The organism is Pseudomonas mercuritolerans (assembly GCF_025706525.1).
GTDB classification, from domain to species: domain Bacteria; phylum Pseudomonadota; class Gammaproteobacteria; order Pseudomonadales; family Pseudomonadaceae; genus Aquipseudomonas; species Aquipseudomonas mercuritolerans.
Genome location: NZ_JAMSHA010000003.1, coordinates 109061 through 133377 on the forward strand (window position 1 = coordinate 109061; position 24317 = coordinate 133377).

Annotated in this window: 23 protein-coding genes and 1 pseudogene; 3 read left to right on the forward strand and 21 right to left on the reverse strand. The window is 58.4% G+C overall.

The features are described 5' to 3' along the window. Nucleotides 1-170: 170 nt before the first annotated feature. The 8 genes from gspF to gspG form a co-directional block, all read right to left on the reverse strand. Nucleotides 171-1382: a type II secretion system inner membrane protein GspF gene (gspF, locus tag ND528_RS08985; RefSeq protein ID WP_041480124.1), complete on the reverse strand. Its 1212-nt coding sequence runs from the start codon at nucleotides 1380-1382 to the stop codon at nucleotides 171-173. After that, nucleotides 1382-2788: a type II secretion system ATPase GspE gene (gene gspE / locus ND528_RS08990; RefSeq protein ID WP_137213755.1), complete on the reverse strand. Its 1407-nt coding sequence runs from the start codon at nucleotides 2786-2788 to the stop codon at nucleotides 1382-1384. Before gspE ends, gspF begins: the two co-directional genes overlap by 1 nt. Nucleotides 2789-3223: 435 nt before the next feature. After that, nucleotides 3224-3457 carry a hypothetical protein gene (locus ND528_RS08995; RefSeq protein WP_263470143.1) on the reverse strand — a complete coding sequence of 78 codons (234 nt, stop codon included), beginning with the start codon at nucleotides 3455-3457 and terminating at the stop codon, nucleotides 3224-3226. Nucleotides 3458-5045: 1588 nt separating this feature from the next. After that, nucleotides 5046-7427, reverse strand: coding sequence for a type II secretion system secretin GspD (gene gspD, locus ND528_RS09000; RefSeq protein WP_263470144.1), 2382 nt, complete (start codon nucleotides 7425-7427; stop codon nucleotides 5046-5048). Beyond that, nucleotides 7424-7972 carry a type II secretion system protein M gene (locus ND528_RS09005; protein ID WP_263470145.1) on the reverse strand — a complete coding sequence of 183 codons (549 nt, stop codon included), beginning with the start codon at nucleotides 7970-7972 and terminating at the stop codon, nucleotides 7424-7426. Before ND528_RS09005 ends, gspD begins: the two co-directional genes overlap by 4 nt. Beyond that, on the reverse strand, nucleotides 7965-9086 hold the full coding sequence (gene gspL / locus ND528_RS09010) for a type II secretion system protein GspL (RefSeq protein WP_263470146.1): 1122 nt from the start codon (nucleotides 9084-9086) through the stop codon (nucleotides 7965-7967). The genes ND528_RS09005 and gspL overlap by 8 nt, the downstream gene beginning before the upstream one ends. Next, the gene (gene gspK / locus ND528_RS09015; protein WP_269076953.1) at nucleotides 9083-10003 is read right to left on the reverse strand and encodes a type II secretion system minor pseudopilin GspK; all 921 of its coding nucleotides are present in this window, start codon (nucleotides 10001-10003) and stop codon (nucleotides 9083-9085) included. Before gspK ends, gspL begins: the two co-directional genes overlap by 4 nt. Nucleotides 10004-10050: 47 nt before the next feature. After that, a complete protein-coding gene (gene gspG, locus ND528_RS09020; protein ID WP_024013159.1) occupies nucleotides 10051-10509 on the reverse strand; it encodes a type II secretion system major pseudopilin GspG in 459 nt (152 codons plus the stop codon). Between the two features lie 148 nt (nucleotides 10510-10657). Between gspG and gspI the strand changes: the two genes are divergently transcribed. Continuing rightward, complete coding sequence (gene gspI / locus ND528_RS09025) at nucleotides 10658-11032, forward strand: type II secretion system minor pseudopilin GspI (RefSeq protein WP_263470148.1); 375 nt, start codon at nucleotides 10658-10660, stop codon at nucleotides 11030-11032. A gap of 131 nt (nucleotides 11033-11163) precedes the next feature. On the opposite strand, the gene ND528_RS09030 is transcribed toward gspI, so the two are convergent. From ND528_RS09030 to ND528_RS09075, 10 genes and pseudogenes are all read right to left on the reverse strand, one after another. Beyond that, nucleotides 11164-11493, reverse strand: a complete 330-nt coding sequence (locus ND528_RS09030) for a DUF6124 family protein (protein WP_263470407.1) — start codon at nucleotides 11491-11493, stop codon at nucleotides 11164-11166. A 665-nt stretch (nucleotides 11494-12158) separates the two neighbouring features. Then, nucleotides 12159-12518: a DUF6124 family protein gene (locus tag ND528_RS09035; protein ID WP_263470149.1), complete on the reverse strand. Its 360-nt coding sequence runs from the start codon at nucleotides 12516-12518 to the stop codon at nucleotides 12159-12161. Nucleotides 12519-12916: 398 nt separating this feature from the next. Beyond that, entirely contained in the window at nucleotides 12917-13303 is a 387-nt protein-coding gene (locus ND528_RS09040; RefSeq protein ID WP_130910782.1) for a hypothetical protein, read from the reverse strand. Continuing rightward, nucleotides 13300-14448, reverse strand: a complete 1149-nt coding sequence (locus ND528_RS09045; RefSeq protein ID WP_263470150.1) for a hypothetical protein — start codon at nucleotides 14446-14448, stop codon at nucleotides 13300-13302. The genes ND528_RS09040 and ND528_RS09045 overlap by 4 nt, the downstream gene beginning before the upstream one ends. Nucleotides 14449-14842: 394 nt before the next feature. Continuing rightward, entirely contained in the window at nucleotides 14843-15202 is a 360-nt protein-coding gene (locus ND528_RS09050; protein ID WP_130910783.1) for a DUF6124 family protein, read from the reverse strand. 532 nt (nucleotides 15203-15734) lie between these two features. Next, entirely contained in the window at nucleotides 15735-16436 is a 702-nt protein-coding gene (locus ND528_RS09055; RefSeq protein ID WP_217878352.1) for a DUF2290 domain-containing protein, read from the reverse strand. Next, nucleotides 16429-18564 carry a DEAD/DEAH box helicase gene (locus ND528_RS09060; RefSeq protein ID WP_263470151.1) on the reverse strand — a complete coding sequence of 712 codons (2136 nt, stop codon included), beginning with the start codon at nucleotides 18562-18564 and terminating at the stop codon, nucleotides 16429-16431. Before ND528_RS09060 ends, ND528_RS09055 begins: the two co-directional genes overlap by 8 nt. Before the next feature lie 285 nt (nucleotides 18565-18849). Beyond that, the gene (locus ND528_RS09065; RefSeq protein WP_017337405.1) at nucleotides 18850-18981 is read right to left on the reverse strand and encodes a hypothetical protein; all 132 of its coding nucleotides are present in this window, start codon (nucleotides 18979-18981) and stop codon (nucleotides 18850-18852) included. Nucleotides 18982-19043: 62 nt separating this feature from the next. Continuing rightward, nucleotides 19044-19427 (reverse strand): annotated as a pseudogene (locus ND528_RS09070) (toll/interleukin-1 receptor domain-containing protein); the annotation flags it as partial. A gap of 553 nt (nucleotides 19428-19980) precedes the next feature. Continuing rightward, entirely contained in the window at nucleotides 19981-20412 is a 432-nt protein-coding gene (locus ND528_RS09075) for a general secretion pathway protein GspC (RefSeq protein WP_263470152.1), read from the reverse strand. 120 nt (nucleotides 20413-20532) lie between these two features. On the opposite strand from ND528_RS09075, the gene ND528_RS09080 reads away from it, so the two are divergent. Both ND528_RS09080 and ND528_RS09085 read left to right on the forward strand, forming a co-directional pair. Continuing rightward, a complete protein-coding gene (locus ND528_RS09080; RefSeq protein ID WP_263470153.1) occupies nucleotides 20533-20979 on the forward strand; it encodes a GspH/FimT family pseudopilin in 447 nt (148 codons plus the stop codon). Next, nucleotides 20976-21584, forward strand: coding sequence for a prepilin-type N-terminal cleavage/methylation domain-containing protein (locus tag ND528_RS09085; RefSeq protein WP_263470154.1), 609 nt, complete (start codon nucleotides 20976-20978; stop codon nucleotides 21582-21584). The genes ND528_RS09080 and ND528_RS09085 overlap by 4 nt, the downstream gene beginning before the upstream one ends. A 440-nt stretch (nucleotides 21585-22024) precedes the next feature. Here ND528_RS09085 and ND528_RS09090 read toward each other — a convergent pair whose 3' ends face one another. From ND528_RS09090 to ND528_RS09100, 3 genes are read right to left on the reverse strand one after another with little or no spacing between them, the layout of a single operon-like run. Next, the gene (locus tag ND528_RS09090; RefSeq protein WP_263470155.1) at nucleotides 22025-22963 is read right to left on the reverse strand and encodes a FecR family protein; all 939 of its coding nucleotides are present in this window, start codon (nucleotides 22961-22963) and stop codon (nucleotides 22025-22027) included. A 32-nt stretch (nucleotides 22964-22995) separates the two neighbouring features. Then, a complete protein-coding gene (locus ND528_RS09095; protein ID WP_263470156.1) occupies nucleotides 22996-23547 on the reverse strand; it encodes an RNA polymerase sigma factor in 552 nt (183 codons plus the stop codon). Further along, nucleotides 23544-24266 (reverse strand): secretin and TonB N-terminal domain-containing protein, encoded by a 723-nt coding sequence (locus ND528_RS09100; protein ID WP_263470157.1) that lies wholly within the window; start codon nucleotides 24264-24266, stop codon nucleotides 23544-23546. Before ND528_RS09100 ends, ND528_RS09095 begins: the two co-directional genes overlap by 4 nt. Between the last annotated feature and the right edge of the window lie 51 nt (nucleotides 24267-24317).

The following is a 24317-nucleotide window of genomic DNA, read 5'->3' on the forward strand; positions in this document are numbered from 1 at the left end:
GATGGCGGGCTCGGGACTCGGGTGAGGGTCAGGCCGGTGCAAAATATTTGAGTTTTGTGTTGTCGGGACTGGCGCTTTCGCGAGCAGGCTCGCTCCCACAGTTGAAATGCGTTCCTCTGTGGGAGCGAGCCTGCTCGCGAAGAGGCCGGCCCGGCCGACATCAAACTGGGCTACTGCACCAACTGGTTGATCTCAATAATCGGCAACAACACCGCCATCACAATCACCAGCACCACCCCGCCCATCACCACAATCATCAGCGGCTCGAGCAACGCGGTCATGCCCATCGCCCGTCGCTCAATGTCCCGCGACAAGGTCTGTGCCGCGCGCTCGAGCATCGGCGGCAGCGAGCCGGTTTTTTCGCCGCTGGCGATCAGGTGAATCAGCACCGGCGGGAAGACATTCTCCACCCGCAGCGCGGCGGCGAGGTTGACGCCTTCGCGCACCTTCGCCGTGGCCTCGCTGACGCTCAGGCTCAAGCGGTCGTTGGACAATGTCTGCCGCGCCGCTTCCAATGCACGCAACAACGGCACCCCGGCGCCGCCGAGGATCGCCAGTGTTGAGGCGAACCGCGCAGTGTTCAGGCCGAGAATGAAACGCCCGAACAGCGGCAGTTTCAGCACCCGGTGGTGCCAGCTCAAGCGCGCCGCCGGATTGCGCAAATACAAACGCCAACTCCAGAACGCCCCGGCCATGAGCGCCGCACACAACCAGCCCCACGCGCGAATGAAATCACTGGCCGTGAGCATCGCCAGCGTCAGCCCCGGCAAATCCTGCCGCGCTTGAGAGAACGCGCTGACCACCTGCGGCACCACGTAGCTGAGGAGGAAAATCACAATGCCGATCGATACCAGCCCGACCACACCGGGATAGATGAACGCGGTAAGAATCTTGCCGCGCAGGTTGTTGCGTTCCTCGATGTAATCGGCCAGCCGCTCCATCACCTGCGCCAGATCGCCGGACTCTTCGCCAGCGGCAATCAGCGCGCGGTAAATCTCGGGAAAATCCCGTGGCCGCGACGCCAGCGATTCCGCCAGACGCATGCCGCTGCGCACATCGGCGCGCACGGCGCTGAGGGTCTGGGCGATGTGCTTTTTTTCGGCCTGCTCGACCGTCGCGCTCAACGCGGCTTCCAATGGCAGGCTGGCACCGAGCAGGCTCGCCAGTTGCCGCGTGGCCCAGGCGAGGTCGTTGTCGGAGAGTCTGGCGCTGAACAAACCGCCGCCACCGTGTCGGGCGACGTTACTTTCCTCGTGCACCGACAGCGCCGTCAATCCACGTCCGCGCAAGGCACTGAACGCCGCGCTCTGGCTGTCCGCCTCAAGGTGCCCGGACTCGATTTTCCCGGTGGCATCCGCCGCTTCAAAGCGGTAGCGATTCATCAGGCGTCCCGTGTCACGCGAAGGATTTCTTCCGGCGCGGTGGCACCGCTGCGAATCCAGCGCTCACCGTCCTCACGCAGGCTGAACATGCCCGCTTTCGACGCCGCCGCCCGCAGGGCCTGCTCCCCTGCCCCTTGGTGAATCAGCGTGCGGATGTCGTCGTCGATGCAGAACAATTCGTGAATGCCGGTGCGGCCGCTGTAACCGGTGTGATTGCACGCTGCGCAGCCGACCGGACGCCAGGTGCCGGGCGTGGCCGGATCTTCCTGTTTGCACTGATTGCACAGGCGCCGCACCAGACGTTGCGCGAGGACGCCGAGCATGGATGACGCGAGCAAGAACGGCTCAACGCCCATGTCGATCAGGCGATTGACTGCCGACACCGCGTCGTTGGTGTGCAGCGTCGCCAGCACCAAATGCCCGGTGAGCGAGGCCTGCACGGCGATTTGCGCAGTCTCGAGATCGCGGATCTCGCCGATCATGATGATGTCCGGGTCCTGCCGCAGAATCGCCCGCAGCGCGAGGGCAAAGGTCATGTCGATCTTGGCGTTGACCTGAATCTGGCTGATCCCCGGCAAATCGTATTCCACCGGATCTTCCACGGTGAGGATGTTGCTGGTGCTCGCATCCAGCCGCGCCAGCGCCGCGTAGAGGCTGGTGGTTTTGCCGCTGCCGGTCGGCCCGGTGACCAGGACGATGCCGTGGGGCTGGCGGATCAGATGATCGAGCTTGGCCAGCACCTGCGCATCCATGCCCAAGGTTTCCAGATGCAAGCGCCCGGCCTGTTTGTCGAGCAGGCGCATCACCACGCGTTCGCCATGGCCGGTGGGCACCGTCGACACACGAATATCGATCGGCCGCCCCGCCACGCGCAAGGCAATACGACCGTCCTGCGGCAGGCGTTTTTCGGCGATGTCGAGCTGGGCCATGATCTTGATCCGCGACACCAGCGCACCGTGCAACGCCTTGCGCGGCGAGACCACATCCCGCAGGGTGCCGTCGACGCGATAGCGCACCACCGAATGGGTTTCGAACGGCTCGATGTGGATGTCACTGGCCTCGTCGCGCGCGGCTTGGGTGAGCAAGGCGTTGATCATGCGAATCACCGGCGCGCCGTCCTGGGTGTCGAGCAGGTCGGTGATTTCCGGCATGTCCTGCATCAGTCGATCGAGATCGACTTCGTTCTCGGCGGCACCGACCACCGCCGCCGCACTGCCGGTATCGGCGTAAGCGCTGGCGAGCAACCCGTCGAGCTCGTCATCACGCACCCGCTCAACCTGCGTCGCACCGAACTGCCGACGCACCTCGCTGATCGACCAGCCGGGCGTTGACGGGCACACCGTCAGCACGCCATCGCGCAACAGAATGCGCTGCGCCTTGGCCCAGGCGTAAGGCAACCGACTCATCGCCCACCCTCCCCACCATCCGCTGTGGCAATGCGATCTTCTGTGGCAATGCGATCCTCTGAGGCAATGAGATCCCCCGTGGCGAGAGGATTTATCCCCGTTGGGCTGCGCAGCAGACCCAAACCTTGAGAACCGGTTTCTACAGGCAAATCCCGTGTACCGGTTTCACGACTGCTACGCAGCCGAGCGGGGATAAATCCCCTCGCCACCGTCATCATCTCAGTCAAAACCGAGTGCTCCCTTCCATCGATACCGTGGCAATGGGATCCCTTGTGGCAATGCGATCCCCCGTGGCGAGGGGATTTATCCCCGTTGGGTTGCGAAGCAGACCCAAACCTTGAGAACCGGTTTCTCCAGGCAAATCGCGTGTACCGGCTTTACGACTGCTGCGCAGCCGAGCGGGGATAAATCCCCTCGCCACAGTCATCATCTCAGTCAAAACCGGGTGCTCCCTTCGATCGGTACCGTGGCAATGCGATCCCCTGTGGCAATGGAATCCTCAGTGGCAATGGGAACCTCTGTGGCGAGGGGATTTATCCCCGTTGGGCTGCGCAGCAGACCCAAACCTTGAGAACCGGTTTCTACAGGCAAATCGCGTGTACCGGTTTTACGACTGCTGCGCAGCCGAGCGGGGATGAATTCCCTCGCCACCGTCATCATCTCAGTCAAAACCGGGTGCTCCCTTCGATCGGTACCGTGGCAATGGAATTCCCTGTGGCAATGGAATCCTCAGTGGCAATGGGAACCTCTGTGGCAATGGGAACCTCTGTGGCGAGGGGATTTATCCCCGTTGGGCTGCGCAGCAGACCCAAACCTTGAGAACCGGTTTCTACAGGCAAATCGCATGTGCCCGGTTTACGACTGCTGCGCAGCCGAGCGGGGATAAATCCCCTCGCCACAGTCATCATTCCAGTCAAAACCGGGTGCTCCCTTCGATCGGCACCGTGGCAATGGAATTCCCTGTGGCAATGAGATCCCCCGTGGCGAGGGGATTTATCCCCGTTGGGCTGCGCAGCAGACCCAAACCTTGAGAACCGGTTTCTCTAGGCAAATCGCGTGTACCGGCTTTACGACTGCTGCGCAGCCGAGCGGGGATGAATCCCCTCGCCACAGTCATCATCTCAGTCAAAACCGGGTGCTCCCTTCGATCGGTACCGTGGCAATGGGATTCCCTGTGGCAATGAGATCCCTTGTGGCAATGCGATCCCCTGTGGCAATGGGAACCTCAGTGGCGAGGGGATTTATCCCCGTTGGGCTGCGCAGCAGACCCAAACCTTGAGAACCGGTTTCTACAGGCAAATCGCGTGTACCGGTTTTACGACTGCTGCGCAGCCGAGCGGGGATAAATCCCCTCGCCACAGTCATCATCTCAGTCAAAACCGGGTGCTCCCTTCGATCGATGCCGTTGCAATGGGATCCTCTGGGGCAATGCGATCCCCCGTAGCGAGGGGATTTATCCCCGTTGGGCTGCGCAGCAGACCCAAACCTTGAGAACCGGTTTCTCCAGGCAAATCGCGTGTACCGGTTTTACGACTGCTGCGCAGCCGAGCGGGGATGAATCCCCTCACCACAGTCATCATCTCAGTCAAAACCGGGTGCTCCCTTCAATCGATACCGTGGCAATGGGATCCCCTGTGGCAATGGAGTCCTCAGTGGCAATGGGAACCTCTGTGGCGAGGGGATTTATCCCCGTTGGGCTGCGAAGCAGACCCAAACCTTGAGAACCGGTTTCTACAGGCAAATCGCGTGTGCCCGGTTTACGACTGCTGCGCAGCCGAGCGGGGATAAATCCCCTCACCACAGTCATCATCTCAGTCAAAACCGGGTGCTCCCTTCGATCGGTACCGTGGCAATGGGATCCTCTGTGGCAATGAGATCCTCTGTAGCAATGCGATCCCCTGTGGCGAGGGGATTTATCCCCGTTGGGCTGCGCAGCAGACCCAAACCTTGAGAACCGGTTTCTCCAGGCAAATCGCGTGTACCGGTTTTACAACTGCTGCGCAGCCGAGCGGGGATAAATCCCCTCACCACAGTCATCATTCCAGTCAAAACCGAGTGCTCCCTTCCATCGATACCGTGGCAATGGGATCCCTTGTGGCAATGAGATCCCCCGTGGCGAGGGGATTTATCCCCGTTGGGCTGCGAAGCAGACCCAAACCTTGAGAACCGGTTTCTCCAGGAAAATCGCATGTGCCCGGTTTACGACTGCTTCGCAGCCGAGCGGGGATGAATCCCCTCGCCACAATCATCATTCCAGTCAAAACCGGGTGCTCCCCTCAATCGGTACGGCTTTGATCGTGGCGCGTGGGCCTGATGTCGGCCCCGGCGCTGGCACGCCTTGCGCGGCGCTTGGCAATTGCGGCGCCTGCATGTCGGGCATCGCCCAGCTGCGTTCCGGCTGCAAGCCGCCCTGGGCGCGGCGCATGAAGTCGTAGCGGTTGAGGGTGATGCTGCGCCCCGCTTCGCTGTCGCGGATGATGTACGGGCGCAGGAACACCATCAGATTGGTCTTGGTGATCGCCCGGCGTTCGTTGCGAAACAGCGCGCCGATCCCCGGCAGGCTGCCCAGCCACGGCACGGCATCATTGCTCTGGCTGTAGCCATCCTGAAGCAGCCCGCCGAGGACCATGATCTGCCCATCGTCGAGCAGAATGCTGGTATCAATCGCCCGTTTGTTGGTGACGATGCCGGCGGCGGTCACGCTGTTGGACGCGCGCTCATCGATGCTGCTGACTTCCTGATAGATATCCAGCTTCACCGTGCCGCCCTCGGAAATCTGCGGACGCACGTTGAGCTTGAGGCCGACCTCTTCGCGGGTCACGGTCTGGAACGGGTTGTTGCTGGTGCCCCCGCCGCCAGTGACGTAGCTACCACTGACAAACGGAATGGTCTGGCCGACAAAAATGCTCGCCGCTTCGTTGTCCAGGGTCAGCAGGTTCGGCGTCGACAGCACGTTGGTGCCGCCCTTGCTCTTCAGCGCTCGGGCCAGCACTTTCAGGTCGAGAATCTTGCCGATGCCGGGAATGTCGACCGTGCCGTTGACGTAGCCAAGATTCAAACCCTGCGGCAGCACGTCGATGCTGTTCTTCGCCCCCGTATTGAGACCCGCACCACCCAGATTGGCGCCACCGATCACGCCTTTGCCGCCAAGATTGCCGGTCTGCCACTGCACACCGAATTCACTGGCATCGTCCTCGCCGACCTCGACAATCAGGCTCTCGATCACCACTTGCGCACGGCGCTGGTCGAGCAAATCGATAACCTCACGCAGGTTGCGATACAGCGGTTCCGGCGCAGAAATCAGCAGCGTGTTGGTGGTGGCATCGGCCTGAATCGTCACGCCACCAGCGCTGAACGCAACGTTCTGTTCGCTGCTCTGCGTGCCGCCATTGCTGGCCGCGCCGCCACTGCCCTGCGCATAACTGCCGCCGCTTGCGCCGCTGCCAGTCGTCGTTGAAGTGCCAGTGCTCGGCGTGCTGCTCTGGCCGTTCTGCCCGGCATTGCCGCCGGCGCTGCTGCCCATCGCGCTGAGTACCGACCGCGCCGCGTCGCTGCTGCCGCTGTCACTCTCGCCAGTGAGCAAACCGCGCAAGGCCTGCGCGAGTTTCGCTGCTTGGGCGTTGCGCAGATAAACCACATGCAGATTGCTCGGATTGCTCTGCGCGTTGTCGAGTTTGTAGATCAGGTTGCGCGCCAGCTCGGTGCGCTCGGGGCTGCCGGCGCGGATGATGATGGTGTTCGAGCGCGGGTCGCCGATCACGGCGATTTTCTGCGTCGGATCATTGCCCGGCGCGTCGAGCAAGTCGGCCACCATCGGCGCGATGTCGGCGGCGATGCCGTTCTGGATCTGCACCACGTCGGTGTCGATCGCGCTCGGCGTGTCGATGCTCTCGATCAGTTGCGCAACACGGGTGAGGTTCTCGGCGTAATCGGTGATGACCACGGTGTTGTTGCCCGGATAGGCATTGATCGGGTTGTTCGGCGAAACGATCGGGCGCAGCACCGGGATGAGGTTCACCGCGTTCTCGTATTGCAGGCGAAACGTGCGCGTGAGCATGCCGTTGCCGGCCGGCTTGTCGGCGCTGTAGATCGGCCCGCCGAGCAGTTTCGCGTCGGCCTCCGGAACCACCTGCGCCACGCCGCCGACATCGACCACGCTGAAGCCTTGCATGCGCAACGCCGCGAGCAGCATGTCGTAGGCCTGACGGGCCGGCACCTGACCTTCCGAAACCAAGGTCAGATTGCCCTTGACCCGTGGATCGACGAGAAACTGCTGCCCGGTGGCCCGCGACAGCGCCCGAACCACCGCCTGAATTTCCGCCTCGACAAAATTCAGCGTCACCGGTTGCTCGCCCAACGGATTGCGCGGGCTTGCATTGCTCGGCGCAACACCAGCACTGCGCCCACGCTGACTGATGTTGTGCAATTGCTTGGGCACCGGCCGCGCCTGAGCCTGCGCCCGTTCGCGATCGGCTACCGCATCGCCGCTGCGCTGGGTGTTGGCCAGCGGCCGCCCGAGTTCGCTGTCGACCAACAGCGGCGGCTGATTCTGCGGGGCCGTGGTGCTGTTGCACGCGCTCAATGCCATCAGCAACAACGGCAGCGCCAGACGTGCCGGTTTGCAGCGTGACTCCTTCATGAAGCTTCCTTAGCGCCCTGCGCCTGATCCATGCGAACGGTGCCTGACAATGTGCCGGCGGTGACATCGGTCGAGGTTTCGTTTGCGCGTTGCAACTGCGCTTCGACCACCTGCAGAGAAAGTTGTGACGGCTGGCTGAGCAGCCAGTCGAGCAGCGCATCGGCCGGCGCGGCGTCGACATTCAACTGCCACGCGCCATCCTCCGCCGCTTGTAATTGGTAGTGCCCAGCCAGCCCCGCCGCTTGCAGACTTTGCTCCAGCGACTGGCCAACGCTTTGCCCCTGCGGCCGCACATTGACGCTGCGCAACAGCACTTCCAGCGCCTCGGTTTGCGCGCGCAACTTGGGCGTTTCGCTCTGCCAAAAAGTGATCCTGGCCAGCGGCGGCTTGACCAGCGTCAGCCAGATCAGCAGACCGACAAGCACCAGCGCCATGCCGCCGACCATGCGTTTCTCGCGCAGCGCCAACGACTGCCAACGCGCCTGCAACTGGCTGCTGAAGCGCTGCCAGCGCGCACGGTAAATCGCCAGCGTCGCCCTACTCATCGTCTGCTCCGCTGTCGTCGTCTTCGTTGGTGTTTGCGCTGGATTCATCGCTCGGCCGCAAGGTCCAGCCTGCGTCATCGGCAGTGACGCTGATGCCGGCTTGGGCCAACGTGCTTTGCCAGTCCTTGTCGTTGCCGCCACGGTTTGCATCGCTGAGCAGCGCCAGCTGCAAGACGCCGTCGCGATAGGTCAGACGCTCGACACTGCCAGCCATGAACGGCATGCCGGTGCCGGCCTGCAACACCAGTCGATTGAAGTTTTGCGCCGGGTCATCGACCGCGCCTTTTTGCCGTTGCTCGAGTTGCTGACGCGCCTGTTGCAGCGGGTTGAGAATCACCGGCAATTCGGGAAAGGCCTGCTTCACCCGCTGACTCATTTGCGCCTTGAGCTGCTGGCCCTGCCGCGCTTCGCGGGCGGCGTACAGGTTCAGGCCGACGACCCAAACGGCCACGGCCAAAGCCACACACCCGACAGCACGACCCCAGCCACGTTGTTCGCCGCCGCTTTGCTGCAGACCACCGTGCAAACCCCAACCAGGCAAGGGGCCAATCCAGCGTTGTGCTGATCCGGCTTCAAACGATGCCTCATCAACTTCATCACCGAGCAACGGCTCAACCTGCGCGCTGTTCAAACTCTCGCGCCGGAGCCAATGACCGTCCGCCACGCAAGCGACAACCCCCGGCAGCACCGGCAGGCTATACGGCGCCGGATACAAACCACGCAGCGTCAACCCCGCCTGCTTGAGTACCGCAGCCAGACCCTGCAAATGCTGCCGCGCCACCCAGGCGATTTGCACCTGCCCACTCGCATCACGAGGGCTGTGGCCGATATGCATTTGGCTGCTGTCGCCGAGCATCAACGCCTGCGCCGCACACTGCACAGCGGCCGCCGTTTTGTTCGCGGGCAGCGGCGGCAGATCAATGCTGGCGAGCAGGCTGTCGCCCGGATGCAGAAAACACAGCAGCGGTGGTTGCTTCGGCCGTTGCCCCAACTGACTCAAAGTGAGCCGTTCCTCACGACTGACCTGCCCCTGACGATCCAGCCAGGCGCAGCTCACTTCGCTGTGCAACTCCAGCTCCGCCAGCGGCGGCAACGCGACGCGCAACTGGCTCATGCGCCCACCCGCGACCAGATCACCTGCGGCAGCCCATCCTCGCTGCGGTGCAGCAAAGCGTCGAGACTGACCCGACGCTGATCCCGCCGCGCCTCACCGCGCAAACGAAACCAGTCACTGGTGATACCGACCTTGACGCTGCTCATTTCCAGCTGCGGCATGCGCAAGCGGTTCACGAAATCGCCGCGATTGATAAACCAGCGCCCGGCGTCACGCTCGGCAATCAACGCCGTCGCCCGCTCCAGCGAAAGCCCCGGCACATACGCCGCCAGCACCTGCGCCGTGGCGGTGTTGCCGTTGATCCACGTCGTCGCCGGAATCACCGTCACGTACGGCGCGAGTTGGCCGATCAGCGCATCGGTCATGCCCTCGACGCTGCGCAAATCCTCCAGCGTGCGCAGCATCGGCGCCTTCGGCGGTGGCGGTTTGTGATCGGCATCGGGCGAAGTCGCTCGGCCACTGTCGAAACCGGCTTTGCCAGTCGCACCAATCTGCGCATTGAGCAGATGCGGATAGCTCGCGATCACCCGCTGACGAATGCGCTGCCCGACAACGGCACTCACACCAATCAGCTCGCACAAACGCTCGAATGCCTGCACTTGCGCCTCATCGATGCGCTCATTGGCGACCAGATTGCGCAGGTTGAACTTGCCCTGCTCGTCCTCCAGCCGCCCGGCAAAACCCGCCGCCAGCAACGGCTGCGCCCAAGGCTGATCGCGCCGGGTCAACGGATCACGCAGGCGCGCATCCCAGAGCAACTGCCGGCTGATCTCCAGACCACCCTGCGCCAGCCAACGCCCCTGCACCCGCTGCTGATCGGCCTCCAGCGCCCGGGTCGCCACGCTCTGGCGCGTCAACATCCCCGCCGCAATCACCGCCACCACGGCGGCAATCAACAACGCGCTGATAATCGCCATGCCCTGTTGCTTCGCCCCGCTGAGCGAACCTGTGTTCACGGCTGGCCTTACAACTGCCAGGAACCGATATCGGCATTCACGCCATCGCCGTCAGGCTGACCATCGGCGCCGAGGGAAAAGATATCGACCTCGCCATTCGCGCCCGGGTTGAGGTACTGATAAGGCCGGCCCCACGGGTCATTCGGCAAACGCTCCAGGTACGAACGCCAGTTGCTGTTCTTCGCATCCGCCGGCCGCTCGACCAACACCTTCAGCCCCTGATTCATGCTCGGATACGTGCCGTGATCGAGGCGATACAACTTCAACGCCTGCATCAACCCACCAATATCCTGCTTCGCCGCCGTCGCCCGCGCCTGATCCGGCCGGTCAAGCACCTTGGGCACCACCATCGCCGCCAGAATCCCCAGAATCACCACCACCACCATGATCTCGATCAAGGTAAAACCCTGCTGGCTACGCGGCATGCGCGGCGACTGACTGAGCGTGTTCAAAGGTGCGATATCCATCTCGACATTCCCTGGCTTGACCTGATTTCGACGCGCAGTGTTGCAAGAAGATATGTCAGGGATGTTGAAAATCCTCGGGTGTTTCCGTCGTCAAGCCGTCAAGGACGGGGGTTAGCGTCGAGGGCTGGGTTTTGCTTTTGGGCCATGTATGCGCGGGTGTTCGAGAGAGGAAGGATTCACCCTGATTGAAGTGCTGGTGGCACTGGCGATCATCGCCGTCGCCATGTCCGCCGCCGTGCGTGTGGCAGGGTTGATGACGCAGAGCAGTGCGGTTTTAAGGGATCGGTCGGTGGCGATGATTGCCGCGCAGAGCCGGATGGCTGAGCTGCGTCTGGAGGGCCGGTTGCCGAATGGGATGAAGGCTGTTGAATGTGATCAAGGAAGATTGTTGTTGCGCTGCGAACAGGTGATCGCCAGCGCAGAGAATGGACGGTTGCTCAAGGTTGGAATCCAAGTATTTGACCGCAACCAGGATGCGCCGCCGTTGGTCAGGTTGGAAACCTTACTGACCCGCCCACCGTAGGAGCTGCCGAAGGCTGCGATCTTTTGATCTTCCCTCCCGCAACAAACACAAATCCCCCTGTGGGAGCGAGCCTGCTCGCGAAGGCGCCAGCCCAAACAACAAATCAACCCGCTGGCGCCCCGCACATAACATCACCCCGCCACCTCCAAATTATCCATAACCCGATTCACCGCCAGCTCCCCCAGCATGATCAGTTGAGCAACCCCCAACAATGCCCGCCGCTGCGGCGCCGGCAGCAAACTGGAAATGTCCTGAACAATCGTCTTCGCCGAAGCAAGCGTTTCACTCGCATCAGCCAGCAGTTCTTCATTCTTGGTATCCGCCGTCACCGCATACATCCCCCGCGCCTTACGTGGCGGCGGCAGGAGATTGTTTGGCGACAGGTAATGATCGAGAGCGCGGTCAGCGGCTTCGTAAAGTTTGTTGGAATCGAGGGATTCGTAGGGAGACGTGGGATCGATTTCGGGCGGGTTGGGTGTGGGTTTTGATCACGAGTGAACCATGGCACTTCGACAATCCGAAATTAGTTCATCCAGATAAGGGGATATTTTCTCCGCGTCTACGAAAGCTAGAGCCTGATTAGCGGCTTCCCGTAGAGGCTGCCATTCACATTGATCAAATATCAACCGATCATCGCAATGGATAGCCGACTCAGGCAAGGAACTGCACAAGTCCCAGACATGCTGCAGTCCACTCCGAACATCCTTTTGCATCGCGGCCCCACATACTGTTAGTGCTTCATGCAAAGGCAGCATTGTTTTCGACCAAACCTCACAGGCTGGGCAATCAGGAATCGTTTGTCGCTGCTCATCAGCATTCATAGCCAAGAAGGTAAGCCCCCGAATTGCCAAGCAAACAGCAAGAACTCGTCGGTACTCGCTCTGCCCGTACCAGTTCCAAATCGTAGTTGAAAACTCCATCACCAACTCCGCGAGGTCGGTTGACCATTCAAATATGAGTCCATCGAGTGAATTCCTTTAACGTTCTAAAGACAGCAACCGACCCACTATCATGAACTTCAGCGCCGGCCACAGAACCAGCGATCCACACCAACCCCCGCGGGAGCGAGCCTGCTCGCGAAGGCGCCAAAGCTTACTCCAATCAAGCCTTGGCCCCGTCTTCTAAATCACCCCGCCACCTCCAAATTATCCATCACCCGATTCACCGCCAGTTCCCCCAGCATGATCAACTGCGCAACCCCCAACAATGCGCGCCGCTGCGGCGCCGGCAGCAAACTGGAAATGTCCTGAGCAATCGTCTTCGCCCAAGCAAGCGTTTCACTCGCATCAGCCAGCAGTTCTTCATTCTTGGTATCCGCCGTCACCGCATACATCCCACGCGCCTTGCGCGGCGGAGGCAGGAGATTGTTGGGCGACAGGTAATGATCAAGCGCACGGTCAGCGGCTTCGTGGAGCTTGTTGGAATCGAGGGATTCGTAGGGAGACGTGGAATCGGTTTCGGGTGGGTTGGGTGTTGGTTTGATCATGGTGAAGCTCCTTGATTATTGGAGCCGCCACGTTTCGCTGCGAAACGAAGAGAGGTGGCAGCTGTACGCAGGTTCGCAGACCGGGAATCAAGGAACCCGGCATACCCGAAGGTATCCCGCGCACAGCCGCCATAAAGCATCACTGCCAAAAATGACAACGAACTGGAGCGCTGTGCGCCTTGATTGATCCGAGCTGCGAAACCCGACCGCTGATTCGTCAGCGACCGCACCACAATAGAACCCGCCCCCTAGGCGCACAAGCCGGCGGATTCTGGCGTAGCTGTAGGCAAAGGCGCAAGGATATGTAGCCTGGGAGCGTGACTGGAGATGTCTTTTTAAACATCGGTGTTTATCAAGGGCAACCATGCCAGCGTTGGGGACTGCAAATTACAACAGGGCTAAACAAAACCTGACTTCACAGCTATACCAAAGCAGATCATGACCAATAACAGACCAATCACGCTCCATTGCAGCACGGCGAGCTTTCGTTTCAGTGGAGCTGGAAAACGGGCTAAATCTTCAGAACTCAGCTCGCCCCTTTTCAAATAAAACCCAGGGAAGGTCACAATCCCTGAAATGCCACCGATCAGCAAAAGCTTCCCCCAAGGCCCACCATGCCTAAGGGGAGCGCGAGACATAATGGCTGAGCAATTTTTCAGATGCTCCAACATCAAATCCACCTTTGTATAAGCCAAGTGCAAACAAATGCCTATCCAAAGAATAAGCCCTGCTATATCAGCGACAGCAATGGACAGAAGTACCTTATCAACGAACGTCATACTCACTTCACTGCCTCATAGATCTTCTCACCAGCCCATTCGCTGGTAGCGCCTCCGAGGGCGCCACCAGCATATGAACCTGCTGCGACAACAATAACGCCGCATGCCAAAGTTGCCATGCCGCCTGTAGGTACACCCAAGCCGACACAGATAATTCCAGCCGTGGAGCCGGTCAAAAACGCACCGGCAGCAGCGCCGCCGGCTACTCCCCCGATGAAACTACCGCCCTCGGTATATTTGATCTTCTCGCATGCATCTACGTCGCCAGCCGCACAGACCTGCTGAACCTTCATGTAAGACGCCCCGCCGCCCACTGCTGTGCCGACCCAACCGCCGTACTTTACGACCTTGGCTGCTCTGGCGACACCCTCCGCGTGCGTGGCGTAACCGGGAATCTGTCCCGGCGCGCCAGCCAGACTCCAGTGATGAACCAGGCTTTTGCTCGATATGCCGAGGGCTGACTTCAGACTTGGATGATCAGGGAAGCCGATGCCTTTTCGGGTTAAGCCGTTGAGCTGTCTATCGAGCTTCGCAAACAGTCGCGCACGCTCAGCGAAAAACTCTGAGCTACGCAAGTGACCATCACGCTGAAAACTTTTCTGATGCAGAGCTTCGATTTCCGTCAGCGAGGTCTTCACGTCTTCCAGGTTCTTGGCAAAGATAGACTCACCAACGCCGATTGAGGTTGAGCCTTGCGAAAGGACGGATTCTATCTGGCTCCGATACTGAACCATGAAGCTGGCTTCTTCGTCGCTCATGGGTCTGAGTGCCGCGTCCACTTTCTGGGCGGCTTCCATGAGCAATGCTTCTTCACGAGTGCACTGCGGATTGTTCGGATCGCTCAGCACAATGAGCTGACCGGGCTTGGCGTAGCCGGTAACGTGGGGGTTGAGACGCGTGAATTTCTCAAGCGTTGCACTATCCGGCTTATCAAACAACGCCGCCTCTAACGCGGAGCGCGGCATGACTTGTTGGACGATATAAAATCCTGGCTCCGCTATCGCCTTAACAGCAGCCGGTTTTTCCGCTGGAGCCTCCGGGTATTCCGCCCAGTACTTGGCGTGCAGATCGACCGGTTCAACGCCACGGTAAATCTTTTTTCTTGGTGGGTTAGGCAGTGCAGGCCTTGGCACATTTCCATATTCACTCATGACTCATCCTTGTCCATTTGGGGAATCTCGACTTGAGAGTTCGACAGCCTGACGCTATCGAAACGGCCAAGTGCTGGCTGTAGGACAAAGCCTAAAACGCTGTGCCCAAACAGCTGATTCCTTTCATTCGCTGGGTGCGCAGGATAGCTGGTGGAGGGAGATGGTTGTATGGCAGCGAATGGCCATCGACGGCGTTACCTTCTGGTTTGGCTGTGTTGATTGGACCTCGCAGCCGGTAACGGCGGACGCTCTCGGCCGAAATTGTTAAGGCTGAGTCGGGCATTTAAAAGGGACTGTTTTATTCAAAAGCGACACAGTAACTGTGGGAGCGAGCCTGCTCGCGAAGGCGCCAGCACTAACGCTAAATCTACCCGCTGGCGCCCCGCACATCACATCACCCCGCCACCTCCAAATTATCCATCACCCGATTCACCGCCAGCTCCCCCAACATGATCAGTTGAGCAACCCCCAACAACGCCCGCCGCTGCTGTGCCGGCAGCAAACTGGAAATGTCCTGAGCAATCGTCTTCGCCGAAGCAAGCGTTTCACTCGCATCAGCCAGCAGTTCTTCATTCTTGGTATCCGCCGTCACCGCATACATCCCACGCGCCTTGCGCGGCGGAGGTAGGAGATTGTTTGGCGACAGGTAATGATCGAGCGCGCGGTCAGCGGCTTCGTGGAGCTTGTTGGAATCGAGGGATTCGTAGGGAGACGTGGGATCGGTAACGGGTGGATTGGGTGTTGGTTTGATCATGGTGAAGCTCCATTTTTATACCTGGTGAAACCACCAAAACTTGTCGCTAAACAAGTAAGGGTGGCAGCTGTGCGCGGGTTAGCGAACCGAGAGGTATAAGACCCGGCAGACCCGAAGGTCTCCCACGCACAGCCACCATAGCGTCATCGCAAACGCGACAAACTGGAGCGTCGTTGAACTTATACCTGGTCGGGTCGCTAAACCCGGTCGCTGGATTGCAGCGACCCATAGACGATATAGACCTGGAACAAAGCTCACAAGCCGGCGGATTCTGGCGTAGCTGTAGGCAAAGGCGCAAGCATATGTAGCCTTGGAGCGTGACTGGAGATGTCTTTTTAAACACTGATGTTTATCGATCCTCCTCGCGCCACGTACCTCTAACCAAATCCGTCGCCCCATGCGTTTGTCGTTTCCAAATGGAAGCGGCCCTCATTGCGCAAAAAATGATGATTGCCCGTCGGCACCAAGCGATAACAGAGGCTACGGTGTGCCCAAAGCGGGACGGCCGAAGCGTTCCTCTACTACATCTAAGCTAGGAGAAGTAGAACGCTTGCTCTTCTATTTTTTCAAACAGATCATCGGGTACGATGTGACAGTTTTGCCGCTCCTTAATCAAATCACGCTCAAATGAGTTACTGATTTCAGGGTCGTCGTCATCCCCGAAAGCTCTCCACTCTTCTCCGTAGTACTGTTTGAAAACCAACATGGAAAATGCAAGAGGCGTTAGCGTTCTCTTGAGTGGCCAGCGATTTTCGGAATGGAATCCAATATGAAAGTGTGAACATGGATGAAAAAAACGCTTGCGTTGATCAGGTGCGTTTTCGTATCTCCACATAGGCTTACCGTTCGAGCCCTTCTTACTATCTAGCAGGCTTAGATATTCTTCATGGGAAATAAATTCATTTTCCAAAAGTTCAGTCAGCCTTCTGAAAGACATAGCTTCTGACTCTTTTCCTGAAACAAACGGATTTGGATAGTAAGCGTAGCGTACATAACCATCACGTTCCATACCAAACTGAAAGTAGGAATAATCTGACAAAATAATATTATGGTGCGACAAATTCATTGCAGCGAGATAGACGTCAACATATGTACTGTCCGCAGAAAGAATTGCATCTCGAAATGCGGCACTTAGTGGAAGTAGATTTGGATTGCTAAATGCGGCAGCCAATCCAAGCTTATCCGCCAAATCCCAACTTTTGTGGATACCTGACTGAATTACTTGCCTATTCATCATCGTGATCCAGGTCAGCGTCTTCCTCTGACAAACCTTCACGACGAAGACTTTCTAAATATTCAGCTCTCAGTTTTTTGGCTTTAATTGAGCGTTTACTCAGATCTCTCTGAATCATATCTAATTTGGAAAGGTCAGGCATCGTGAAACGCAAGGTAGGGAAGTTTTTCTCAGCCTCAGACATTTCTGCAATGATTTGACTAGTAGAACCCTGCATCCCGGAAACGCGAAGCCAAGCCTTGGTACGTGTAAGTGCTGTAAAGAGTTTATTACGATCTCCTCGCGTCTTTAGGGAAATCGCATCAACGCCAATTACAAATACTACTGCTGCCTCGTTCCCTTTAGCGCGATAAATTGTGGATAGCGTAACCTTATTAGGTATCGTAAAGGGAGGATCAGAATAAGGATCTGCGTGAATGTTATTGGACGCAATTCCGAGACCCGCTAGCTTAGAAGATAACTCTTTGAAGTAGCCCTTCATATGCCTATCATCAAGAGCGACAATCATAATATCTTCCGGATTTAAGCCCTGCTTTAAAAAGTCAGATATCGAGGCTATGACCCAATTTGTCTCATCATCCATGGATTGCGCATTGTATTGCTCTATGAGTTGAGGTAGTTTTTCCCCGCTCAAGGTGACCGGACTATTTTCAGCGGGACGTACAACCTCTACATTTGCACTAGCATGATAATTTGGCGAAATTACTTCATAGCCGACATCTTTCCAATGGTCAGCACTTTCAAGTAATTGCACGATATTGGAGTAAATCCCAAATCCCAGTGCGTGCGCAGTGACGAGGACTTCCCTCTGGTTACGGTAGCACTTGCTGAGTACAGTGTCGTTGGAAAATTTGAACGGCAAACCTATGGCTGCTCGTTCAAGCGATATACGTGGCTCACCGTCCTGATCTATCCCAAAGAGTTCAGCGGCGCTCCGCATCTTTACCTTCATAATGTTTTGAAGATCGTCGTATGCCCATACAATGTTCTTTTTATCCCTATTACCTTTCGCAATACGAAAACTTAACTCATAAAATGCAGCGGGAAAATCTTGCCCCTCATCGATGAGGATGTGGTCATAGTACTCCTCGATATAACCTTTTTGAATCAAGTCTTGGCAGGCGAATTCAAATGGATCGACACCATTAGGAGCTCCTGAGCGAGCGGTACCAAAAGTGAGAGGTGTTCTTCCTGCACGTAAGCAGGCGTCGGAGTAGGCACCATTAGTATTAGAGCCGCCCCAACCATGGAGTATATGGATATTATTCCAGTCGGGATCAACTTCTTTATAATGCCTATAAAACTTTGTGACTAAATTTTTTATGGACGACTTCAGGCTCTTTGTATAGAACGTTAGCAAGATTTTGTCATTCGGCCTGTTCATATGAAGGTGTGCTGCCTTCATCGCTAGAATGATAGTTTTACCTGAGCCGGCGAGTCCACGTATCCGTTGAGGACCATTAATAGTGATTAAAGCTGCAGAGCGCTGCTTCTGGTCAAAATTTGCAATTTCAGATTCTAGCTCAGCCAGCGCGCTGGCCGCGCGCTGAAGCTCTGGATTTTCAACCAAGCGCTTGTTCGAACGAGTGAGGGCTTTAGCTCCTTCGATCACAGAACGAGCTTCGTCATATGCCTCTGAATCTAAAAGATCTCCTTCAAGATCCTGAATTAAGTCTTTTAATGAGTCCATAGAAGAGACTATTTCGGAATCGCTCGAGTCAAATATTCTGTTTGCTAGCTTGCTGTCACAAAATATTATAGGCGTTACACTTAGCGAGAGCTGCGAGCGCGACTTCCTTAATGTTTTGCTCTTTAAAAGCCTGCCTATTAGGATACTGCAAAATTGATTGAGCGACTCATCCACTGCTAACAGACTGCTGGTGCTATCACGATCTGCTTGGATTGCTGTGATCACTTGAATTGCAAGAATTCCGCAACTGCGGCTAAGTACTAAAATATCTGGCTTGTGATCTGCACCGTCGTAATCGGAATACACGGGAAAATCATAGTAGAGCGCCGACGGCGAGGAACTAATAGCGCTTTCAGAATTCTTTAGTGATTCGATAAGATCTCTTCCGAGCGGATCCTCTTGTAGTCTTTCAGTCGTGACTAGAATATCTACTGCCATGCCAGATGGTCCTTCATAAAATTTTGTTATTCAGCAATAATCTTTTGCGACAAACACTTATTTTTTGGTGATCAATACATGCCCACACTCTCGCAGAGTTTAATTCGTCTGAGGCTTGGGCTGTATTCGCAGCCTAGGCCGAAGGATAAGCGCATTTTGAACGCGTGCATTCTCATTTCTGCCAGTTACTGAGGTCAGCTTTGGAGTGGTTTCAGCAGGAACAATAAGCGGAGTGGTCAAAAGCCTGACCTACGTGACTCGACCCGCCCTCTTTACTTTTTAATATCAGTCACCCTTTTTGTGTTTGTGTACTTCCAGATCAGGATGCTTGGGTTTGTTTTCCTCAGTAACGCGACGGCGCTGGTCTTTTTTGCCGGTGGATTCAGCGATCGGTTTGGGGCCTGGTTTAATACTCATTTGTTTAATTCCTTCGATTGATAACGTGTCTGTAAGCAGTGTTGCACGAATGGACAGTGAAGCTACGGGGCGACCAACTCGGCCAGCTTGGCCGCGATATCGGCAAATGTGTCTTCAGTAGTGCTCAAGCCGCTTCTCGAACCGAGTAGAGGACTGACTTCGCGCAGCGATTCGTAGGTGGTGTCGTGAATGATCGGAACCAGCAGATCCCTTGCGAGGAGAGCGGATAGCTCTTTGTCGGCGATGCCTTCGGCTGCCAGGCGCCGAAGCAAGGCCGGAGTCACCAGCACAATTCCTACTCGAGACTTTGCCAAGCCTTTATCAATTTCGCGCAATAGGGAAGAGCCTAACAGGACATCTTTCTCGCTGAACCAGACGGAGACACCGAGCGACTCCAGCACATCATGCAACTCCTTCGCGGATCCTTTCCGATCGTCCCAGGCGTGACAAAGAAAGACGTCACGTAGATCAGGTACTGTCGCGCGCCTCTCGAAATTTTCGCGTACCGGTGTGAGCGTCCTTACCTCGGCGTTGGTGTAGGCGACAGAGGATCCGGGTTTAGACCAGCGTGGCCTTGGGCTGCTGGATGAACCGCCACTACTGCCACCACTCCCGCCATTTGACGGGGATGAATAGGAAGAGGATGAATACGATCGCGATCCGTATCCACTATATCCGCTATATCCGCTGCCACATGCGGGACACGCTGCTCTTGCACTTGCCGAACGATGACCGTGTACCGGTGCTGTGCATCTAGACATGTCGTGAACCTTCCAGTTGTAGCTGCTTGCCCGAGCAATAACTAAGCAGCGGTTGTGCCGAGCCATCAGCTTTTTGAAACACCGCAGCTCGTCCTTGGTGGATTGGAATCAATCTGCGCTTCAGATCATGATTCCAATATGCTGGCACAGACAATAGCTCATAGCGTGAATTCCGCTAGCTGTCTTAGCCTGATTGTTCGCTGGCGGCTTCATTCTCCATTCTTCTCCTTCCCTACAGTTAAGGCCGGATCAGCCTCGGCATCTCCACCCCCTCCCCCAACCTCTCAACCCCCAACCGCACCCTCTCCCCACCCCGCTCAATCACCACGCCACCCGCCTCAACCCCCACCAACTTCACCCCAACCGCAACCTTCTCCCCCACCAAAAAACTCCTCGGCGCGCCATCATTCAAACTCAATATCGCCACCGTCCCACTCCCGCCCGCGATCACACCGCTCACCTTGATATCCACCGGTGCGGTCTCATTGGAGAACCACTGCAACGCCGGGCTGTCGCTACTCGCCGCGAGCACTTGCGGGGTGGCTGCGGGTGTGTGGGATTCCGCTGTGGTCAGCAGCAGGGACGACCACGTCGCTACGCCAACCAGCGCGGCGAGCAGGGCCAGGGCCTGGACGGTTTGCGCCGGGGTAATCCGTGCGGTGAATTTCATGGGTTGTCGCTCCTTGTTGTCCCTGTTGCCAGCCTACGCGGCAATTCTCTCCGTTTTATTTCACATGCCTTACATGTTCGCCGGTCACGATGGGGTGGGACGCCAAGGAGCGCGTGGGTGATGAGCAGGCAGCAGGGTTTTACGTTGATCGAGTTGATGGTGGTGCTGGTGATCATCGGGATTGCCAGTGCGGCGATCAGTTTGAGTATCAGGCCCGATCCGTTGCTGTTGTTGCGCAAGGATGCCGAGCGGGTTGCGCAGTTGTTGCAGGTCGCGCAGGCCGAGGCTCGCGCGGATGGGCGGCCGATTGTGTGGGTCGCGGATGCCAAGGGGTTTCGGTTTGGGCGGCGTGGTGAGGGTGGCGTGGGGTTTGAGTCGTTCATGGAGGATGCGCAGTTGCGTCCGCGTGTGTGGCAGAGCCCGAAGGTGGAGGTGCGGGTGGAGCCCCGGCAGACGGTGGTGTTGAATGCGGAGTGGATCAATCCGCCGTTGCGGCTGATTTTGTCTGATGGGGCCAATCGGCTGAGTGTGCTGCGCGATGGCAGTGGGCGGATCAGTATTCAATGAAGACTCAGCAAGGGTTCACTCTGATTGAGGTGATGGTCGCGATTCTGCTGATGGCGGTGGTGAGTCTGATTGCCTGGCGCGGGCTGGATAGTGTGACGCGGGCGGACAGTCATTTGCAGGCCAGCAGTGAGAAGAGCGATGGGTTGTTGCGGGTGTTGAATCAGTTGCAGCGCGATGTCGACATGCGCGCGGGGGTGGAGTTGAGTGAGCCGCGCAAGGTCGGGGCTGAGGATGAGGCGCCGACCGCGCCGCCGGCGGTGACGGTGCGCAGTAGTGATAGCAAGGGGTTTCGGCTGGACATTATTCGTAGCGCGGCGGATCAGCCGGGGGCTTTGCAGCGGGTTCGCTGGTGGGTCAAGGGGGATAAGTTGTATCGGGCGGTGGCTGAGGCGCGCAGTCGTTATCCGTTGCCTGCGCCTGGGAATGGGGTGGCGGTGTTGAGTGAGGTGAGTGATGTGCAGGTGCGGGTTTGGGAGGTGGATAAGGGGTGGCGGCAGTTGAGCGGGAATCGGCGGGAGGATCCGTTGGGGTTGGAGATTAGTTTGAGTCGGCAGACGGCGCAGGGGGTTGAGCGGTATCGGCAGGTCATTGGGTTGTTGCAATAGCCGGATCACCGCGGTTTTTTTGTAGGAGTGAGCCTGCTCGTGAGTGCGGTGGGTCAGTCAGCATTGTTGTTACTGGTAGACCGCTTTCGCGAGCAAGCTCGCTCCCACAATTGGGTTGGGGGCGGTCAGTTGCAGGTTGGGTGGCTGTTAGGCCGTCATCGCTGGCAAGCCAGCTCCCACAGAGATCGAGTGCGACCGGAAGATATTGGTCAGCTGGGCAACCGCTTTCGCGAGCAGGCTCGCTCCCACAGAAAGCAAAAGCAAGATCAGAAGATCGCGGCCTTCGGCAGCTCCTACATTTGGGTTGGGTGTAGGCAGTTGGGGATTGGGTGGCTGTGAGGCCGTCATCGCTGGCAAGCCAGCTCCCACAGAAAGCAGGATCAAGATCAGAAGATCGCAGCCTTCGGCAGCTCCTAAATTTGGATCGCGCTGCGCTTTGGTTAGCTGAGCACTACGACGCCGCCCGGCAGTTCGGTGCATTTGACGCCGTAGGCATCGCGGATCAGCAATGCGACGCCGGCGAGTTGGTCGAGGTTGAAGCGGGCCTGGACGCGGCGTTGGCCGAGTTCGCGGTTGAGCAGCAGGAGCATGCCGGGGCGGTAGCGGTTGATTTCGTCGATCATCTGGCTGAGGGTGGCGCCGTTGAACACCAGCACTTGTTGGCGCCAGTTCATCACGGCGGCGGTGTCGACGGTTTGTACGTTGCCGATTTGCCGTGCGTCGTAGGTGACTTGCTGGCCGGCTTCGAGGCGCAGGTTGCGGCCGTCGATGGCGACGTCGACCGCGCCGTCGAGGCAGGTCACGCAGACTTGCTGGTCGGTGTTGCGCAGGTTGAAGCGCGCCTGACTGGCGCGCAACCACCCTGCCCCGGCCTGCATCGCCAGTGGCAGGCGTGCGGTTTGCACTTCGACTTCGCCGCTGACCAGTTCGAAGCCGTGCACGCCGTTTTCGACGCTGCGCTGGTTGATGCGGGTTTGGGTGTTGAGTTCGAGGCTGACGCCTTGCGCCGGTTCGACCCGGCGCTGCTGGCCGACTTCGGTGATGTAGTCGGCGCCTAGTCCTTCGAAGCCACCGGGAATCGTGCCGCGCACCAGCAGGAATGCAGCTGAGGCGGCAATCGCACCGCCGAGAAATGCCCGTCGGCCTAAGCTGCGTCGGCCCTGCAACGCTTCGGCGGCCGGTTGCAGGTGATGCCATAGCCGCTTGGCTTCTTCGAAGGCCCGGGCGTGTTCGCCACTCTGCGCGCACCATTCGCGCAGGGCGCGGGCGTCGGCGACAGTGGCACGGCCCGAGGTCAGCAGGATCAGCCAGTCGTGGGCTTCGCTGTGCAGAGACTCGGTGGCCGAAGGCTCGGCGGGTTTCAGTCGAAAGATGTTCAAACGCGCAAATTCTCAACGGATTAATCGGGTCACTATTCGCTAGACGGTTTTCCGGCCCCGCGACCGAACCGCTGAAACACTTTTCTTTCAAGTTTCGCTGCGCAGAAGCCCAACGCGGCTTTGATTTCCTTCTCGACCATGCGCGTGGAAATGCCGAAACGCTGGGAGATTTCCAGGTGCGGCGCCTCTTCCAGCCGCGCGGCAATGAAGATCCGCCGACGCCGTGCGGGCAGTTCGTACAAGGCGCTGAGCAGGGCCTGCATCTCCTTTTGCCCACCGACCACCCGCGCCGGGTCGAGGGCTTCGTCGCCCTGTTGCAGCAGTTCCTCGACTTCGGTGCCGGTGAGCAGGCGCGCATCGGCCTGACGGCGGTCGGCGGCGATGTTGAGGGCCATGCGATACAGGTAGGCGTTGGGCTTGAGCAGGTTTGGCGGGGTCTCCATGCGATCAACCCGCAGCCAGGTTTCGTGCAGCACGTCGTTGGCCAGGTCCTCGGAGCCGAGGCGGCGGCGCAGGCGCACGCGAAAATCCTCGTAGGAGCTGAGGAACAGCTGGCCCATCGTGCTTTGTCCGGCGTCTTTCATCCCCCGGAAACTCCTTCCCATCTCGTGCATTCCATGCGTTTCCCTGACGACTCCGGTAACAACAGCAACGTGACCGGCTGGCGCAAGGCGCTGGGCGTCGGCCGATCGATTGTGAGGTTGCGAAAACTTTCCACCAGCGCGTTATCGCGCCGTACATCGCCGGTCGAAGTGACCAACCGGTTGTGCTGCACCACGCCGTCGCGCCCGACCCACACCTGCAACACCGCGCGATAACTGCCCGGCCGGGTCAGCGGCGAACGGCACAGCTTGCGCTCGATCGCCGCTTGCACCGCCGTCGCATAACTGCGGTTGACCGCGACAGCGGCCGGCGTGGGTTTGTCCGTCTGCACCGGCAGATCTTCCACCTGCGCCGCTTGTAGAGTGAACGCGTCGGCGCGGGCGTAGCGCGCCATCAACCCGGTGCCGCCGAGCAGATGGCGCAAGGCGTCGGCGGCGGTGAATTCGCCATCCACGGCGAGGGAGCGACGGCCCCGGCTCAACTGACTGTCGACCAACACCGCGACGCCCGTGGCGCGGCTGTATTGATCCAACGCCCGAGCGAGTTCCTGCGCGGGGATGTGCAAGGTCATGCGCATATCCGCCGCTGCCGGATCAGCATTGGCCGCGTTGGCCAGCAGACCGAGCAGCCACCCCAGACCCGCGCGGCGCACAAGCGTCGCCGAGCGCTGAAGACTGATCCGCGAACTGCCTCGCTGCACGACTGGCGCACCCCTGAAAATCGCTATCCTGCGGGGCATTTATGACTCTGG

Coding starts and splice junctions, on each gene's coding strand:
- gspE (WP_137213755.1), bottom strand. CDS start 2,788: ATGAGTCGGTTGCCTTACGCCTGGGCCAAGGCGCAGCGCATTCTGTTG.
- gspF (WP_041480124.1), bottom strand. CDS start 1,382: ATGAATCGCTACCGCTTTGAAGCGGCGGATGCCACCGGGAAAATCGAG.
- ND528_RS09075 (WP_263470152.1), bottom strand. CDS start 20,412: ATGAAATTCACCGCACGGATTACCCCGGCGCAAACCGTCCAGGCCCTG.
- gspL (WP_263470146.1), bottom strand. CDS start 9,086: ATGAGCCAGTTGCGCGTCGCGTTGCCGCCGCTGGCGGAGCTGGAGTTG.
- gspG (WP_024013159.1), bottom strand. CDS start 10,509: ATGGATATCGCACCTTTGAACACGCTCAGTCAGTCGCCGCGCATGCCG.
- ND528_RS09035 (WP_263470149.1), bottom strand. CDS start 12,518: ATGATCAAACCAACACCCAACCCACCCGAAACCGATTCCACGTCTCCC.
- ND528_RS09050 (WP_130910783.1), bottom strand. CDS start 15,202: ATGATCAAACCAACACCCAATCCACCCGTTACCGATCCCACGTCTCCC.
- ND528_RS09060 (WP_263470151.1), bottom strand. CDS start 18,564: ATGGCAGTAGATATTCTAGTCACGACTGAAAGACTACAAGAGGATCCG.
- ND528_RS09045 (WP_263470150.1), bottom strand. CDS start 14,448: ATGAGTGAATATGGAAATGTGCCAAGGCCTGCACTGCCTAACCCACCA.
- gspI (WP_263470148.1), top strand. CDS start 10,658: ATGCGCGGGTGTTCGAGAGAGGAAGGATTCACCCTGATTGAAGTGCTG.
- ND528_RS09005 (WP_263470145.1), bottom strand. CDS start 7,972: ATGAGTAGGGCGACGCTGGCGATTTACCGTGCGCGCTGGCAGCGCTTC.
- gspD (WP_263470144.1), bottom strand. CDS start 7,427: ATGAAGGAGTCACGCTGCAAACCGGCACGTCTGGCGCTGCCGTTGTTG.
- ND528_RS09085 (WP_263470154.1), top strand. CDS start 20,976: ATGAAGACTCAGCAAGGGTTCACTCTGATTGAGGTGATGGTCGCGATT.
- gspK (WP_269076953.1), bottom strand. CDS start 10,003: ATGGCGATTATCAGCGCGTTGTTGATTGCCGCCGTGGTGGCGGTGATT.
- ND528_RS09065 (WP_017337405.1), bottom strand. CDS start 18,981: ATGAGTATTAAACCAGGCCCCAAACCGATCGCTGAATCCACCGGCAAA.
- ND528_RS09080 (WP_263470153.1), top strand. CDS start 20,533: ATGAGCAGGCAGCAGGGTTTTACGTTGATCGAGTTGATGGTGGTGCTG.
- ND528_RS09055 (WP_217878352.1), bottom strand. CDS start 16,436: ATGAATAGGCAAGTAATTCAGTCAGGTATCCACAAAAGTTGGGATTTG.
- ND528_RS09095 (WP_263470156.1), bottom strand. CDS start 23,547: ATGAAAGACGCCGGACAAAGCACGATGGGCCAGCTGTTCCTCAGCTCC.